The organism is Acidimicrobiales bacterium (assembly GCA_016794585.1).
Lineage (GTDB): Bacteria > Actinomycetota > Acidimicrobiia > Acidimicrobiales > DATDAH01 > JAEUJM01.
On record JAEUJM010000006.1, the window covers coordinates 20,540 to 36,400 of the forward strand.

The following is a 15,861-nucleotide window of genomic DNA, read 5'->3' on the forward strand; positions in this document are numbered from 1 at the left end:
CGGCGCGCGTCCGGTCGGGCGAAGGACGGATCGCCCGCGGGTGGCGACTAGCCGCCGTGGCCGCCGCCGCCCTCGCCGCCGCCGGCGAGCACGACGGGCACGCCGTCGACCAGCAGGGCGCCGGTGGGATCGATGAGGGCCTCGTTGGGCTCCTCGCCGGAGAGCCCGGTGCGCTCGTAGTACACGACCGCGGCGATCTCCTCGGGGGTGAGCACGCCCTCCCAGCCGGGCATGCCACCGGCGATGGGGGTGGCGTTGTCGCCGTAGGTGGTGCGGCCCTCCGCCTGGAAGCCGGCGGAGCCGAGCTGGATCCACTCGAGCTGGTCGGCGGGGTCGGCGAAGTTGTCGGTGACCGCGCCACCGCTCAGGGCGGGGCCGACGCCGCCGCCACCGGTGGCGCCGTGGCAGGTGGCGCAGTTGGACGAGTAGACGGCCTCGCCGTAGGACAGGGGGTCGCTCTCACCGAGGCTCGGCGGCTCGAGGGTGGCGGCGTAGACGAAGGCCCAGATGGGCAGGGCGGCGAGCACGGGCACCGCCCAGATCGGGACCCGCTTGCGGCGCTGCGCGGCCTCGACGTAGGGAGGGACCGGCTTCGGCTTGGCGACCTCGACCTCGGTGGGCGTGGCGGCCGCGGCAGAAGGGGTGGCGGCGGCCTTGGTCACGGCCGTGCCTGCGCTCTCCGCGGGAGCGGCGGCCTCGCCGCCCTCGTCGCCGGCGCCCCCGCCGCCCATGGCGGCGCGTCGTGCCTGCGAGCGCTTGAGGAGGTGCTCGGGGATCTCGGTCACGCGCCGCACTTTAGGACCACTGGTGCGCGGGGGGCCAAGCAGCGGCGCCGTGCCACCCGTCACCACACCTCGGCCGGCACGGACGCCCGGGGGGTGTGACCGGTGTCGGCGCCCCTGATGTGCTCACGTCGAAGCGGTCGTGGTAGACCGGTGGCCGTCCGTGGGGCGAGCAGTTCCCGTGCCCCCGGGTCCATGTGATCGATTTCACAAGCCCGAGTCACAACACGCGAGGAGGAGACCGGTGGTTGCATTCGTGGTGTCAGTGCTGGTGCTCCTCGTGATGGTCGCGCCCATCCCCCTGTACGCGAAGCGCCGCCCCGTGGGCACCTTCCTCTCGTGGGGCGAGGCGATGGTCGCCGCCGTCTACGTGTTCTTCATCATGTTCTGGGCCTACGGCGTGGTCCCCCACCAGTGGCTCACCTGGGCCGACAACGAGCTCAACTGGCGCCCCGACTCGATCGTGAACGGCCCCGGCAACGTCTTCGCCGACTACCTGCCGTTCACCATCACCTACCAGACCATCCGGGACCTGATCGTGGTGGGCATCTACGGCATCTTCCTCGGCGGCATGATCGCCCTGTGGGCCCTCTGGCAGGCCCGGGGCGACAAGAAGCCGGGCGACGACGTCGAGAAGTCCCGGTTCGGGCGGCCGCTGGTTCGGGAAGGGGCATAGGCATGGCCAAGACCGATGCCAACCCGCCCATGCCTGCCTTCCGGGACGACTACGTCCTCCAGGAGGTCGACGCCGAGTGGCTGTCGAAGGCGGTCAAGCCCAAGCAGTTCATCCACATCGACCAGGCCGAGTGCATCATGTGCGAGGGCTGTGTCGACATCTGCCCGTGGAAGTGCATCCACATGGTGTCGCCCTCGGCCATCGACGAGGCCGTCGGCACCGAGCAGCCCGGTGAGGACCCGCGCGACCACGTGATCTTCACCATCGACGACGACGTCTGCACCCGCTGTGCCCTCTGCGTCGACCGGTGCCCCACCGGCGTCATCATCTTGGGCAAGGTCGCCGCACCTGCCCCCGAGGGCGATCCCCACACCCGGACCAATGCCCATGGCTACGCCTACGGCATGCGGCTCGGGTAAGTCGAGAAAGAGGAGACGGCCACGTGGCCAAGTCGGTTCAGGACAAGCCGAAGATCGCCGAGAAGCTCTCCGATCTCGGTGACACGGTGCAGGGTTCCCAGGCCTGGAACTCGATCTTCCGGCCGGGCTCGGTGTTCCGCAAGGGCTACACCGACAGCCCCCGGAACCGGTCCTACGTGATCATGAACAGCGTGCTGTACCACCTCCACCCGGTGAAGGTGAAGCGCCATGCGGTGAAGGTGAGCTACACCCTCTGTCTGGGCGGGCTCAGCTTCTTCCTGTTCATCCTGCTCACCGTCACGGGCATCTTCTTGATGTTCTTCTACCGGCCCGACTCGGCGTCGGCCTGGAACGACATCCAGAGCCTGCACACCTCGGTGACCTTCGGCCTGCTGGTGCGCAACATGCACCGGTGGGGCGCCCACCTCATGGTGCTGTCGGTGTTCCTGCACATGGCGCGGGTCTTCTACCACGGCGCCTACAAGCCGCCCCGGGAGTTCAACTGGGTGATCGGCGTGATCCTGCTCACCCTCACCCTGCTGCTGTCGTTCACCGGCTACCTGCTGCCGTGGGACCAGCTGGCCCTCTGGGCCGTGACCGTGGGCACCAACATGATGGGCTACACCCCGGTGTTCGGGAACCAGGTCCGGTTCGCCCTGCTGGGCGGCACCGAGATCGGCTCGGCCACGTTGTTGCGCTGGTACGTCCTGCACGTCCTGCTCCTGCCGTTCGTGATCGTCATCTTCATGGCGATCCACTTCTGGCGGGTCCGCAAGGACGGCGGAATCTCCGGGCCCCTGTAAGGAGCGAGGGAACATGACCGAGATCCCCGAACACCTCCGCAAGCGGGCCGAAGAGGCCCGTCAGAAGGCCGAGGCCGCCCGTGGCGGAGGCGACGCCCCCGCAGGGGACGCCGCGGCGGGCGGCGACGCCGAGCCTGCCAGCGAGGCCGAGAGCAAGATCCCCGCGCACCTGCTCGAGCGCAGCCGCGCCGCCAAGGAGCGCGCCGCCGGCGGAGCGGTCGCCACCGCCGACGCCCCGGCCGCCCCGGCGGGCGGGGGCACCGCGGTCGCCACGGCGCCGCCGCCCGCCGCCACCGGCCCGGGCGGGCACACCCAGCGCCTGCTCACCGTGGTCAAGTCCGGCTCCATCCAGGACGTCAAGGCCAACCCGGTCGACAAGGTCCACACCTGGCCCCACCTGCTCGTCGTCGAGTTCGTGGCCGCCCTGGCCGTGCTCGGCTTCACGTTGATCTTCGCCATCTTCGTGAACGCCCCGCTGCTCACGCTGGCCAACTTCAACCAGACGCCGAACCCCTCCAAGGCCCCCTGGTACTTCCTGGGCCTCCAGGAGCTGCTCACCATGTTCCACCCCATGGTGGCGGGCGTGACCATCCCCGGCATGGGCATCTTCGCCCTCATCCTGGCCCCCTACATCGACCGCAACCCCTCCAACAAGCCCGAGGACCGCAAGTTCGTCATCTCGCTGATGACGGTGTTCATGATGTTCTGGGCCGTGCTCGTCATCATCGGCTCGTTCTTCCGGGGCCCGGGCTTCAACTTCGTCTTCCCCTGGGCAGACGGCATCTTCTTCGACCTGTGAGCGTGAGGTAAACCGTGTCCGTCCTCCTCATCGTCATCCCCCTGCTGGTGGTCCTGGCCGGCGTGCTGCTGTTCGCCGCCGCCCGCCGTCGCGAGACGGGCGACGCCGTCGGTCGGCTGTCGCGCGAGACCAAGCGCAAGGACTCCGACGCCACCCTCCCCGAGCCGCCCGAGGCCGCTGCGCCCACGGGCCGCGAGGTCGAGCGGGCCGCCCGGGGCGGCAGCACCGGCACCGCCGTCGCCGTGGTCGACGAGACCGAGGCCGCCCCGCCGGCGCCGTTCGTCCCGCCCGACCCCGAGGCCCTCGGCGTCACCCGCCGCCAGTTCCTGAACCGCAGCATCATCGGCTTCTTCTCGCTCGGCCTGCTCGCGTTCGGTGCCTCCGCGCTGGCGTTCATCTGGCCCAAGCTGGGCGGCGGCTTCGGCTCCAAGATCACCGTCGGCAACGTCAGCGACCTGCTCTCGGAGATCCGGGCCAACAACGGCTTCCTCTACAAGGCCGAAGGCCGCATGTGGCTCACCGAGTACCCGTCGTCGGCGCTCAGCAAGGCCGAGTCGGTGTACGCCCCGCCGGTGCTCGCCTCGATGGAAGAGGGCATCGCGGTCATGTACCAGAAGTGCCCCCACCTGGGCTGCCGGGTCCCCGAGTGCGAGACCTCACAGTGGTTCGAGTGCCCGTGCCACGGCTCCCAGTACAACCAGGCCGGCGAGAAGAAGGCCGGCCCGGCCCCCCGCGGCATGGACCGCTTCGCCACCGCGGTCTCCGGCGGCAAGCTCTCCGTGGACACCGGCATCGTGATCCAGGGGCCGCCCATCGGCACCAACACCACCGGCCAAGAGGCCGAGGGCCCGAACTGCATCGGCGGTTGATCTGACCATGTACTCGTCTGTCCTCCTCGCCGCCAGCGTCTACAAGAGCGTCGGCTACATCGTCGCCGTCATCGTCTTCCTCGCGGTCATCGTCTACGCCTTCATCAACGTCCGGCGGGGCCGGGCCGAGGTGGGGTCCGAGCTCGAGCTGGCCGCCAACCGCAAGCCCTACTACGACGACGAGGTCCTCGAGGGACGCGTCCTCGACCGGGCCCTCACCTGGGGCCTCATCCTCCTCGGCGTCATCGCCCTGACCCTGCCGCTGTACTGGCTCAACGAGCCGGGCCGCCAGGAAGGCGCGGTCGAGGACTTCAACCGCAAGTTCACCGACCGCGGCGCCGAGCTGTTCGCCACCACCGAGGACGGCGGCCTCAACTGCGCCGGCTGCCACGGCCCCGAGGGCGTCGGCGGTGTGGCCAGCTACACCCTCACCGACCCCAACGGCGAGTTCGTCGACCAGGTCGACTGGCAGGCCCCGGCCCTCAACACCGTGCTGTGGCGCTTCAGCGAGGACGAGGTCCGCTACATCCTCGAGTACGGCCGGCCCTTCTCGCCCATGCCCGCCTGGGGCGTGGTCGGCGGTGGCCCGCTGAACGAGCAGCAGATCCAGAACCTCATCGACTACATGTGGACGATCCAGCTCACCCCCGAGGAGATGCAGTCCGAGGTGCAGGGCGAGCTCGACCGCCTCACCGAGGCGGAAGGGCTGAACCAGAACGATCCCCGCGAGCTCGGCGAGGCGCTGTTCAACCTCGGCTTCGACTCCGGCTTCGCCGGCGGCGCCTACTCCTGCGGCCGCTGCCACACCCAGGGCTGGTCCTACGGCGACGAGGGCATCGTCACCGGAGAGATCCCCGACGGCTCGGGTGCGTTCGGCCCCAACCTCACCAACGGCGACACCGAGCGCCAGTTCCCCACCAACGAGGCACCCGCCGAGGGTGAGTCCGAGTACCAGGACATGATCGACTTCATCACCATCGGGTCCGAGAACGGCAAGCAGTACGGCGCCCAGGGACTCGGCAGCGGCCGCATGCCCGGCTTCGGCGTCAGCCCCAACGCCATCGAGGACGTGCAGCGCCTGCGCCCCGACCTGGCCGGTATGAGCGAGGACGTCGGCATGCTCACCCCCGAGCAGGTCGAGGCGATCGTGATCTACGAGCGTGAGGTCATCGGCCAGGAAGGCCAGAGCGCGAGGAGCAGCGACTGATGTTCACCTTGACGACCCTCGCCATGACGGTGGCGGGCATCAGCTGGAAGCCCGAGATCCGCGGTGTGCTGACCGTGGCAATCTCGGTCGCCATCCTCTGCGGCTCGGTCTACCTCCTGCTGGCCACCAACGTGGGGTCCCGGCTCGGTTTCCTCGTCGCCCTGAGCGCCCTGTTCGGTTGGATGGCCTGCCTCGGTGCGGTCTGGTGGATGTACGGCCAGGGCCCGCACGGGGAAGCCGGCTCCTGGCAGGTGCTCGAGATCAACACCGGCGACTTGAGTCAGGCGCAACTCGAGGAGATAAGCAGCGATCCCGAACTGACTGAGTGGGAGGAGATACCCGACTCCGACCCTGATCGCGCCGAGGCCCAGGCCACGGTCGACGCGGTCCTGACCACCGGCGACAACGCCCGCTTCGAGACCATCTCCGATTACGTGTCCATCGACGGCTTCGCCCTCGGCGGCAAGCCCAAGCGCACCGACGACAGCCTGCTGGGCCGGGCGCAGTACGCCGTCACCGACGCCCTGCGCATCACCCACCCCACCCACTACGCCATCATCCAGGTCCAGCCCTCCATCGAGACACAGGCCCTTCCCGGCGAGCCGCCCCCGGTGGCCACGGCCGATCCGTCCGAGCCGGTCATCTCGGTGATCATGGTGCGCGACCTCGGTCAGAAGCGCCTCCCCGCGGCGATGGTCACGGTGGTGTCGCTCGTGCTGTTCCTGGTGTGCGCCTACATGCTCCACCGGCGCGACAAGATCCTCAACGAGCACCTCGCAGAGGCGGCTGAGCTGGCGAAGGCCAACGCGTAACGGTGGACCAGTACCTCCCGGTCCTCGCGCTGCTGGTCCTCGCCGCGCTCTTCGCGGCCATCAGCTTCATCGCGTCGTGGCTCTTCGCGCCCCGGCGCGCCACCGAGGCCAAGTCGGCGCCGTACGAGTGCGGCATCGTCCCCAGTCGCGAGGCGCCGGACCGGTTCCCGGTGCGGTTCTACCTCGTGGCCATGATCTTCATCGTCTTCGACATCGAGATCATCTTCTTCTTCCCGTGGGCGGTCGTGTACCGCGAGCTCGGGGCGTTCGGTCTCGGCGCGGTCATCATCTTCGCCGCCGCGGTGTTCGAGTCCTTCGTGTACCTCATCAGCCAGGGCGCCCTGGACTGGGGCCCGCTGAAGAAGGCCATGAGCCAGAGCCCGATGGTGAGCGCCGCCCGGACCAGCGAGTCCACCGTGCGGCGCGTGGGCCTCGAGGGCCGGGTAGAGGAAGCGGCATGACGCCGATGCGCACGCCGGGTCCCGACGACAAGCCGACCCTGCTCACCGACGGGCTCGAGGGCCTCCAGCACAACTTCCTCACGGGCCAGCTCGAAGACCTCGTCAAGTGGGCCCGCCAGAAGAGCATGTGGCCGGCCACGTTCGGCCTCGCCTGCTGCGCCATCGAGATGATGGCCACCGGCGGCGCCCACTACGACCTCGCCCGCTACGGCATGGAGGTCTTCCGGGCCTCCCCCCGCCAGGCCGACCTGATGATCGTGGCCGGCCGGGTGAGCCAGAAGATGGCGCCGGTGCTGCGCCAGATCCACGACCAGATGATGGAGCCCAAGTGGGTCATCTCCATGGGCGTGTGCGCGTCGAGCGGCGGCATGTTCAACAACTACGCGCTGGTCCAGGGCGTCGACCAGGTGGTGCCCGTGGACGTGTACGTCCCGGGTTGCCCGCCCGGGCCCCAGACCCTGATGCACGGCATCCTCACCCTGTACGAATCGATCCAGACCGGTGAGCTCACCCGCCGTCGCGAGCAGACCGGCGCCGGCGCCGGCATCACCGTCGCGCAGCACGACGGACAGGCCGAGCCCGTGGCCGTGGGCATCCCCCGCCCCGACCGCGGTCACGTCACCCTCCTCGAGAACTCCTGATGGCCGACGCCGACGACACCACGGCCGACGAGACTGCCTCCGACGAGGTGGTCGCGGAGCCCGAGCGCCTGCACGGCGCCCTGGTCACCAGCGGCCCCGACGGCCTGGTGGTCCTGCACCCGTCGCGTGACGAGCTCGTCGCCGTCGTCACCGCGCTGGGCGAGGACGGCTTCCACCAGTGCCTCGACGTCACCGGCGTCGACTACCTGCGCCACCCGGGCCGCGCCGAGCTCCCCGACGAGATCACGCCCGAGCGCTTCGAGGTGGTCGTCCATCTGATGTCGCACGCAGAGCGACGCCGGATCCGCCTGCGGGTCCAGGTGCCCGCCGACGACGCCACCGTCCCCTCCCTGTTCGACCTGCACCCCGGGGTCGAGGCCATGGAGCGCGAGACGTTCGACATGTTCGGGATCGTGTTCGACGGCCACCCGGACCTCACCCGCATCCTCATGCCCGAGGAGTGGGTGGGTCACCCGCTGCGCAAGGACTACGCCATCGGGGCCATCCCGGTGCAGTTCAAGGGAGCACCGGCCGCCCGATGACGCCCTCCACCCCCAGCGAGCAGCTCGTCGCCGAGACGTCCGAGGGCGCCCAGGAGATGGCCAGCCGCGCCCGGGCCAGCGCCACCGAGCGTCTCCGCGAGCTCGGCGCGGTCCTGCGCCTCAGCGAGGCCGAAGCGGCCGAGCTCGGCCAGGCCGACCCCGGCGACGACCAGACCATGATCATGAACATGGGGCCGCAGCACCCCAGCACCCACGGTGTGCTGCGCCTCATGCTCGAGATGGAGGGCGAGACGGTGCTTCGCACCAAGCCCATCATCGGGTACCTCCACACCGGCATGGAGAAGACCGGCGAGGACCTCACCTTCCTCCAGGGCCCCACCAACGTCACCCGCATGGACTACGCCTCGCCGCTGTTCAGCGAGCTGGCCTTCTCCCTCACCACCGAGAAGCTCCTCGGCATCGAGGTGCCGCCCCGGGCGGTGTGGATCCGCATGCTGATGAGCGAGCTCAACCGGCTCTCGTCGCATCTGCTCTTCATGGCCACCAACGGCATGGACCTCGGCGCGGTCTCGATGATGATCTACGGCTGGCGCGAGCGCGAGGAGACCCTGCGCATCCTCGAGAAGATCACCGGGCTGCGCATGAACCACAACTACATCCGCCCCGGCGGTGTGGCTGCGGACCTCCCCGATGGCTGGCGCGACGACGTGCTGCACCTGCTCGACCTCATCCCGCCCCGTCTCGAGGAGTACGACACCTTGATGACGGGCCAGCCCATCTGGCGTGAGCGCCTCCAGGGCGTCGGCGTCATCACCACCGAGGAGTGCCTGGCCCTCGGCACCACCGGGCCCATCCTGCGCTCCACCGGCTACGCCTGGGACCTGCGACGCGACCTGCCCTACCTGGCCTATGACGAGGTCGACTTCGACGTCGTCATCGGCACCTACGGCGACTGCTTCGACCGCTACGCGATCCGCCTCAACGAGATCCGTGAGTCGATCCGCATCATCCACCAGGTGCTCGACAAGATGCCGCTGGGTGACTACCGCATCCAGGACAAGAAGGTCACGCCGCCGCCACGCGCCCGCATCGACGAGTCGATGGAAGCGCTCATCCACCACTTCAAGATCTTCACCGAGGGCTTCAAGGTGCCCGAGGGCGAGGCCTACGTGGCGGTGGAATCGCCCCGGGGTGAGCTCGGGTGCTACATCGTGAGCGATGGCAGCTCCAAGCCCTACCGCATGCACATCCGCGGCCCGAGCTTCGTGAACCTCCAGACCCTGCCCCACATGATGCGCGGCGGCCTCCTGGCCGACGCCGTGGCCATCATCTCCAGCGTCGACCCGATCATGGGCGAGGTGGACCGGTAGTGGCGCGCCTCTCGCGGGACAACCTGGTCACCGCCCAGGAGATCATCGCCCGGTACCCCCGGCCGAAGTCCGCCCTCATCCCCCTCCTGCACCTCGCTCAGGAGCAGGACGGCTGGCTCACCGAGGACGCCATGGAGCACCTCGCCGAGCTCGTCGGCGTCACGCCCGCCGAGGTCCTCGGCACGGCCAGCTTCTACGAGATGTTCAAGCGCGAACCCGTGGGCCGCTACGTCATCAACGTCTGCACCGACATCGCCTGCTCGCTGGTGGGCGGCGACGAGCTGCTCGAGCACGCGGAGGAGACCCTCGGCGTGCGCGACGGCGGCACCACCGCGGACGGCATGTTCACCCTGCACGGCGTGCAGTGCATCGCCGCCTGCACCGAGGCCCCGTGCCTCCAGACGAACTACCGCTACTCCCACCAGGTGACGAACGAGGGCTTCGACCAGCTCGTCGACGACCTGCGCAACGGCCGCAAGGACTCGGAGGTTCCCCACCACGGGGTCCTGGCCCGCATCCGCCAGTCCATCCCGGCCGACAAGGCCGCCGGCGCCATCGTCCCCGAGGGCCAGTCCGAGCCCGCGTGGCTGGCGTCCGCGGCCGCCGACGCCAGTGGAGAGGGGACGTCGTCGTGAGCGACACCACCGAAACGCCGGCGCCTCCCTCCGGCCCGCGCGAATTGCCCAAGGTCGTCACCTCCCGCTGGGACCTCGAGGACTCGCACACCCTCGCCCGCTACGAGGCCACCGGCGGCTACACCGCCCTGCGCTCGGCCCTCACCAAGGCCCCGCAGGCCATCGTCGACGAGGTGAAGGCCGCCTCCCTGCTCGGTCGCGGCGGCGCCGGCTTCCCCGCCGGCGTCAAGTGGGGCTTCTGCCCCCCGGGGGTGTGGCCCCGCTACCTGGTCGTCAACGGCGACGAGAGCGAGCCGGGCACCTACAAGGACCGCATCCTCATGGAGCGCGATCCCCACCAGCTCATCGAGGGCGTGCTGCTCGCCTGCTACGCGGTGGGCTGCGCCCAGGCCTTCCTCTACGTCCGGGGCGAGATGGCCCTCGCCCAGGAGCGCATCGCCGCCGCCCTGAACGAGGCCTACGCCGCCGGCTACGTCGGCAAGAACATCCTCGGCAGCGACTACTCGGTCGACGTCGTCCTGCACTGGGGCGCCGGCGCCTACATCGTGGGCGAGGAGACGGCCCTCATCGAGAGCCTCGAGGGCAACCGGGGCATGCCCCGCCTGAAGCCGCCGTACTTCCCCGCGGCCCAGGGCCTCTACCTGAAGCCCACCATCGTCAACAACGTCGAGACCCTCTCGAACCTCCCGTGGATCCTGAACAACGGGGCCGAGGCCTTCTCGTCGTTCGGGGCCGAGACCTCCCGGGGCACCCGCCTGTTCGCGGTGTCCGGCCACGTCAACAACCCCGGCGTGTTCGAGGTGGAGTTCGGCACCACCACCTACCGCGACCTCATCTACACCCACGCCGGCGGCATCCGCGACGGCAACGAGCTGAAGTGCTTCATCCCCGGCGGCGCCTCCGCCCCGTGGTTCTTCGAGGAGCACCTCGACCTGCCCCTCGAGACGGGTGCCATCGGCAAGGCCGGCTCGATGATGGGCTCCGGCGCCATCGTCGTCATGGACGAGACCACCGACGCGGTCAAGGCCTGCTGGAAGGTCGTGAAGTTCTTCGCCCACGAGTCGTGCGGCAAGTGCACGCCCTGTCGGGAGGGCACCGACTGGCTGGAGAAGATCCTCGAGCGCATCCTGCACGGCCACGGCCGCCCCAACGACCTCGAGCTGCTGCTCGACGTCTGCGACAACATCAGCCCCGGCATCTCGTGGCCGCCCCGCCAGACCACCATCTGCCCGTTGGGCCCGTCCGCAGTCTCGCCCATCAGTTCGGCCCTGCGCCGCTTCCGCGACGAGTTCGAGGCCTACCTGGCCGCCGCCGAGCCCCCGGCCGTCGCGTCCGTGGGCGGCTCGGTCCCGGTCGACATCCGTGTGGGGGCCTCTTCGTGAGCGATACACCCCAGAGCGAGACCGCCGTCACCATCACGGTGAACGGCCAACCGGTCGTGGCCGAGAAGGGCGAGCTGGTCATCGCCGCCGCCGAGCGCGCCGGCGTCTACATCCCGCACTTCTGCTACCACCCGCGCATGAAGCCGGTGGGCATGTGCCGCATGTGCATCGTCGACATCGACAGCGGTCGGGGTCCGGCGCTCCAGCCGTCGTGCATGATCGAGGTCGCCCCCGACATGGTGGTCAACACCGAGTCGGACGCCACCAAGAAGGCCCAGGACGGGGTCCTCGAGTTCCTCCTGCTGAACCACCCGCTCGACTGCCCGGTGTGCGACAAGGGCGGCGAGTGCCCCCTCCAGGACCAGACCATCGCCTACGGGCCGGGGGAGAGCCGCTTCGTCGAGGAGAAGCGCCACCACGCGAAGCCCATCCCCATCAGCGAGAACGTCTACCTCGACCGCGAGCGCTGCATCCTCTGCGACCGCTGCACCCGCTTTGCGAAAGAGGTGGCCGGCGACCCGCTGATCCACTTCACCGAGCGCGGCTCCAACACCGAGATCGCCACCTTCCCCGACGACCCCTTCTCGTCGTACTTCAGCGGCAACACCGTGCAGATCTGCCCGGTGGGTGCGCTCACGGCCCGGCCGTACCGCTTCAAGGCCCGCCCGTGGGACCTCGTCGAGACCGAGTCCACCTGCACCTCGTGCTCGGTGGGCTGCCGGGTGTCGGTGCACACCTCGCGGGACCGGGTCCTGCGCTACCAGGGCGTGGACGTCGATCCCGTCAACTGGGGCTGGCTCTGCGACAAGGGCCGCTTCGACTTCGAGGCGGTGCACAGCGACGATCGTCTGGGTGCCCCGCTGGTGCGAGGCGCCGACGGCGAGCTGGCCGAGGTGTCCTGGCACGAGGCCCTCACCGCCGCCGCCGGCCACCTGCGCAGCGCGCTCGACGGCGCCGGCGCCGGCTCGGTCGCCGTCATCGGCGGCGCCCGCCTCACCAACGAGTCCGCCTACGCCTGGGCCAAGCTGGCCAAGGGCGTCATCGGCACCGACCACGTCGACGCCCAGCTCGGCGACGGTCTACCCGCGGAGGTCGTCCTCGGCCTGCCCCGGGCCACCATCGACGACGCCTGCACGGCAGGCGGCACCGTCCTGCTGCTCGGCACCGACGCCAAGGAGGAGCTGCCGGTCCTGCACCTGCGACTCCGCCATGCCGTGGTGTCCGACGGCGTCAAGATCATCGAGGTCTCGCCGCAGGCCACCGGGATCACCTCGCACACCTTCGCCTCCATCCGCCACCAGCCCGGCGACACCGCCGCGGTCGTCGCTGCGCTCCTCGGGGGCGGCGCTGCACCCGCCGGCGTCGACGCCGACGCCCTCAGCCGTGCCCGTGAGGCGCTCGGCGCCGGTCCGCTCACCGTCGTCGTGGGTCGCCCGTCGGTGGCCGAGTCCGCCGCCGGCGCCGTCGAGGCCGCCGCCGCCGTGCTGGCCGCCCACCCCGACGCCCGCTTCCTCTCCGCCCTGCGCCGCGCCAACGTGCACGGCGCCCTCGACCTCGGCCTCGCCCCGGGCATCCTGCCCGGTCGGGTGACGCTCGACGAGGGTCGGGACTGGTTCACCGCCCACTGGGGCTCGGTGCCCGCCGCCACGGGCCTCGACACCGCCGGCATCCTGGCCGCCGCCGCCGAGGGGCGCATCGAGACCCTCGTGCTGCTGGGCGCCGACCCGCTGGCCGACTTCCCCGACGCCGACCTGGCCCGCCGTGGCCTCGAAGGCGCCGCCAACGTCATCGCCGTCGACCTGTTCCGCACCGCCTCCTCGGACGCCGCCGACGTGGTCCTGGCCGCGGCCGGCTACGCCGAGGTGGACGGCACCACCACCAACCTCGAGGGCCGCGTCAGCCGGGTCAGCCAGCGGGTGAACCCACCGGGCACCGCCCGCGCCGACTGGATGATCGCCGCCGAGCTCGCCTTCCGCCTGGGCGGCGACCTCGGCGTCGAGTCCGTCGAGGATGTCTGGGACGAGATCGAGCAGGTGTCGCCCGCCCACGCCGGGCTCACCCTCGAGCTCCTGGCCTCCGACGAGGCCACTGCCGGCTTCGTCGTGCCGGTGCCCGTCGAGGTCGAGCCCGCAGAGGTGGCCGAGCCCGCCGAGGACGGCGACTCGTCGGCCGAGGCCGACGCCGCTCCCGAGGCCGAGGCCGAGGCGTCCGCCGAGAGCGAGGCCGACGACGCCGCTTCCGACGACGCCGACGGGGAGTCCGACGACGAGGCCGCCCTCGCAGTCGAAGCCACGCCGGCCCCCGAGCGCCCGGCGCTGCTCACGTTCGTCGCTCCCGCCCCCGCCGCGGCGCCGGCCGCCACCGACTCGTACTCCCTGCGCCTCACCGTCGGCCGCAAGCTCTACGACCAGGGCACCCTCGTGGCCCACTCGCCGTCGCTGGCCAACCTGGCACCGGCTGCGGTGGTCCACCTCAGCCCCAAGGACCACGACCGCGTGGGCGTCGGGGTGGCCGGGGTCACCGAGGTGCGCATCCGCTCGGCCAAGGGCGACGTGGTCGTCCCCGCCGTGGCCGACAAGGCCCTGGCCGCCGGCACCGCCGCGCTGGCCTTCCACCAGCCCGGGGCCTCCGCCGCGGCCTTGATCGATGCCGGCGCCGCGGTCACCGAGGTCCGCATCGAGAGCGTGGAAGGGGGTGCGAGCTGATGGGCGATCCCCTTTTCGTGGACGGCCTCGACCTGACGGTCGTGCTCATCGTCCTGTTCAAGGTCGTGCTCACCTTCGCCTTCTTGATGGTGGCGGTGATGTTCATGGTCTGGTTCGAGCGCAAGCTCATCTCGGACATGCAGAACCGGATCGGTCCCAACCGGGCCGGGCCCTGGGGGCTCCTCCAGACCCTCGCCGACGGCATCAAGCTCTTCTTCAAGGAGGACTCGAAGCCGGACAAGGCCGACCTCACCGTGTTCAAGTTGGCGCCCTACCTGTCGCTGGTCCCGGCATTCCTCACCTTCGCCATCATCCCGGTGGCCGGCAACTTCATGGACGGCGGCGACGGCACCATCACGCTGTTCGGCCACACCACCTACGCGCAGCTGGCCGACCCGCCCATCGGCATCCTGCTGGCCCTCGCCATGTCGTCGGTGGCCGTGTACGGCGTGATGCTGGCGGGCTGGTCCTCCGGCTCGAAGTACCCCCTGCTCGGCTCGGTCCGCGCCTCGGCGCAGATGGTGTCCTACGAGGCGGCCCTCGGCCTGTCGGTGGCCACCATCGTCCTGCTGGCGGGCAGCCTGAGCACCCACACCATCGTGTCGACCCAGTCGAACTACACCTGGAACCTGTGGGCGGCGGGCTTCGTGCCCTTCGTGATCTTCCTCATCGCCTCCACGGCCGAGCTCAACCGGCCCCCGTTCGACCTCGTCGAGGCCGAGCAGGAGCTGGTCGGTGGCTTCCACACCGAGTACAGCTCGATCCGCTTCGCCCTGTTCTTCCTGGCCGAGTTCATGAACACGGTCACGATGTCGGCCATCATCGTCACCCTCTTCTTCGGCGGGCCCACCGGCCCGATCCTCTTCGGCCCCGAGTGGCTGTGGCCGCCGATCTGGTTCTTCGCCAAGCTCGGCGCCTTCCTGTTCGTGTTCGTCTGGTTCCGGGCCACCCTGCCCCGCTTCCGCTACGACCAGCTGATGGACCTGGGCTGGAAGCTCCTCATCCCGCTGGCCCTCGGCTGGCTGCTCCTCATCGGCGCCTTCCGCATCGCCCGCGACCAGGACTGGAACCTCGCCGTCGTGCTCGCCATCGCCGTCGTGGTGCTCCTGATCGCCGCCTCGCTGCTGAACGGCGCCATCGGGGCCGCCCGCCGGCGCCGGGAAGAAGAAGAGACGGAGGCCTTCAGCTGATGGCCGGGGATCCCTTCGACTACGTCCGCGGCTTCGCGGTCACCTTCAAGAAGCTCTTCGAGGACCGTCTCACCGACGAGTACCCGAAGGCCAAGGCGCCCATCGCGCCGCGCCGCCACGGCCGCCACGTGTTGAACCGGTACGAGGACGGCATGGAGAAGTGCATCGGTTGCGAGCTGTGCGCCGGTGTGTGCCCGGCCCGCTGCATCTACGTGCGCGGCGCCGACAACCCGCCCGACGACCCGGTCTCCCCAGGCGAGCGCTGGGGCTTCGTCTACGAGATCAACTACCTGCGCTGCATCCACTGCGACCTGTGCGTGGAGGCCTGCCCCACCGAGGCCATCACCGAGAGCAAGCTGTTCGAGTTCTCGTTCACCAACCGCAGCGACGCGATCTACACCAAGGCCGAGCTGGTCGTCGGCGACGACGGGCTGCCCCAGCAGCTCCCGTGGGAGGACTGGACCGACCTCGCCACCGTCGCCCGCAACTCCTCCGCCTGGGTGCGCGCCACCGCGCCGGGCGGCTCGGCCGACTACGTCGGCAAGGTCGGCTGGAGCGGCGAGCTCGGCTTCGGCGTGAAGGAGCCCGAGGCGGGCCAGACCCGCAA

At 70.2% G+C, this 15,861-nt stretch carries 17 protein-coding genes; 16 read left to right on the forward strand and 1 reads right to left on the reverse strand.

Features of this window, described 5'->3' with window-relative positions:
- Positions 1-47: 47 nt before the first annotated feature.
- A complete protein-coding gene (locus JNK12_03065; GenBank protein MBL8774881.1) occupies positions 48-785 on the reverse strand; it encodes a cytochrome c in 738 nt (245 codons plus the stop codon).
- 241 nt (positions 786-1,026) lie between these two features.
- Between JNK12_03065 and JNK12_03070 the strand changes: the two genes are divergently transcribed.
- The 16 genes from JNK12_03070 to nuoI all read left to right on the forward strand — a co-directional run.
- Positions 1,027-1,458: a hypothetical protein gene (locus JNK12_03070; protein ID MBL8774882.1), complete on the forward strand. Its 432-nt coding sequence runs from the start codon at positions 1,027-1,029 to the stop codon at positions 1,456-1,458.
- 2 nt (positions 1,459-1,460) lie between these two features.
- On the forward strand, positions 1,461-1,877 hold the full coding sequence (locus tag JNK12_03075) for a 4Fe-4S dicluster domain-containing protein (protein ID MBL8774883.1): 417 nt from the start codon (positions 1,461-1,463) through the stop codon (positions 1,875-1,877).
- Positions 1,878-1,930: 53 nt separating this feature from the next.
- Complete coding sequence (locus tag JNK12_03080) at positions 1,931-2,680, forward strand: cytochrome b N-terminal domain-containing protein (GenBank protein ID MBL8774884.1); 750 nt, start codon at positions 1,931-1,933, stop codon at positions 2,678-2,680.
- Between the two features lie 13 nt (positions 2,681-2,693).
- Complete coding sequence (locus JNK12_03085; GenBank protein MBL8774885.1) at positions 2,694-3,479, forward strand: menaquinol-cytochrome c reductase cytochrome b subunit; 786 nt, start codon at positions 2,694-2,696, stop codon at positions 3,477-3,479.
- Between the two features lie 14 nt (positions 3,480-3,493).
- Entirely contained in the window at positions 3,494-4,348 is an 855-nt protein-coding gene (locus JNK12_03090; GenBank protein ID MBL8774886.1) for a Rieske 2Fe-2S domain-containing protein, read from the forward strand.
- 7 nt (positions 4,349-4,355) lie between these two features.
- Positions 4,356-5,555 carry a cytochrome c gene (locus JNK12_03095; GenBank protein MBL8774887.1) on the forward strand — a complete coding sequence of 400 codons (1,200 nt, stop codon included), beginning with the start codon at positions 4,356-4,358 and terminating at the stop codon, positions 5,553-5,555.
- On the forward strand, positions 5,555-6,367 hold the full coding sequence (locus tag JNK12_03100) for a hypothetical protein (GenBank protein MBL8774888.1): 813 nt from the start codon (positions 5,555-5,557) through the stop codon (positions 6,365-6,367). The genes JNK12_03095 and JNK12_03100 overlap by 1 nt, the downstream gene beginning before the upstream one ends.
- Before the next feature lie 2 nt (positions 6,368-6,369).
- Complete coding sequence (locus tag JNK12_03105) at positions 6,370-6,828, forward strand: NADH-quinone oxidoreductase subunit A (GenBank protein ID MBL8774889.1); 459 nt, start codon at positions 6,370-6,372, stop codon at positions 6,826-6,828.
- Positions 6,829-6,833: 5 nt separating this feature from the next.
- Entirely contained in the window at positions 6,834-7,469 is a 636-nt protein-coding gene (locus JNK12_03110) for an NADH-quinone oxidoreductase subunit B (GenBank protein ID MBL8774890.1), read from the forward strand.
- Positions 7,469-8,011: an NADH-quinone oxidoreductase subunit C gene (locus JNK12_03115; protein MBL8774891.1), complete on the forward strand. Its 543-nt coding sequence runs from the start codon at positions 7,469-7,471 to the stop codon at positions 8,009-8,011. Before JNK12_03110 ends, JNK12_03115 begins: the two co-directional genes overlap by 1 nt.
- Before the next feature lie 56 nt (positions 8,012-8,067).
- Positions 8,068-9,342, forward strand: coding sequence for an NADH-quinone oxidoreductase subunit D (locus tag JNK12_03120; protein ID MBL8774892.1), 1,275 nt, complete (start codon positions 8,068-8,070; stop codon positions 9,340-9,342).
- Positions 9,342-9,977, forward strand: a complete 636-nt coding sequence (locus JNK12_03125) for an NAD(P)H-dependent oxidoreductase subunit E (protein MBL8774893.1) — start codon at positions 9,342-9,344, stop codon at positions 9,975-9,977. Before JNK12_03120 ends, JNK12_03125 begins: the two co-directional genes overlap by 1 nt.
- Positions 9,974-11,359, forward strand: a complete 1,386-nt coding sequence (gene nuoF / locus JNK12_03130; protein ID MBL8774894.1) for an NADH-quinone oxidoreductase subunit NuoF — start codon at positions 9,974-9,976, stop codon at positions 11,357-11,359. The genes JNK12_03125 and nuoF overlap by 4 nt, the downstream gene beginning before the upstream one ends.
- On the forward strand, positions 11,356-14,064 hold the full coding sequence (gene nuoG, locus JNK12_03135) for an NADH-quinone oxidoreductase subunit NuoG (GenBank protein ID MBL8774895.1): 2,709 nt from the start codon (positions 11,356-11,358) through the stop codon (positions 14,062-14,064). Before nuoF ends, nuoG begins: the two co-directional genes overlap by 4 nt.
- Positions 14,064-15,254, forward strand: coding sequence for an NADH-quinone oxidoreductase subunit NuoH (nuoH, locus tag JNK12_03140; protein ID MBL8774896.1), 1,191 nt, complete (start codon positions 14,064-14,066; stop codon positions 15,252-15,254). Before nuoG ends, nuoH begins: the two co-directional genes overlap by 1 nt.
- Positions 15,254-15,861: NADH-quinone oxidoreductase subunit NuoI (gene nuoI / locus JNK12_03145; protein MBL8774897.1), on the forward strand; the 608-nt coding region annotated here is incomplete at its 3' end. The genes nuoH and nuoI, both read left to right, overlap by 1 nt.

Coding starts and splice junctions, on each gene's coding strand:
- JNK12_03075 (MBL8774883.1), top strand. CDS start 1,461: ATGGCCAAGACCGATGCCAACCCGCCCATGCCTGCCTTCCGGGACGAC.
- JNK12_03085 (MBL8774885.1), top strand. CDS start 2,694: ATGACCGAGATCCCCGAACACCTCCGCAAGCGGGCCGAAGAGGCCCGT.
- JNK12_03095 (MBL8774887.1), top strand. CDS start 4,356: ATGTACTCGTCTGTCCTCCTCGCCGCCAGCGTCTACAAGAGCGTCGGC.
- JNK12_03100 (MBL8774888.1), top strand. CDS start 5,555: ATGTTCACCTTGACGACCCTCGCCATGACGGTGGCGGGCATCAGCTGG.
- JNK12_03110 (MBL8774890.1), top strand. CDS start 6,834: ATGCGCACGCCGGGTCCCGACGACAAGCCGACCCTGCTCACCGACGGG.
- JNK12_03115 (MBL8774891.1), top strand. CDS start 7,469: ATGGCCGACGCCGACGACACCACGGCCGACGAGACTGCCTCCGACGAG.
- JNK12_03120 (MBL8774892.1), top strand. CDS start 8,068: ATGGCCAGCCGCGCCCGGGCCAGCGCCACCGAGCGTCTCCGCGAGCTC.
- nuoH (MBL8774896.1), top strand. CDS start 14,064: ATGGGCGATCCCCTTTTCGTGGACGGCCTCGACCTGACGGTCGTGCTC.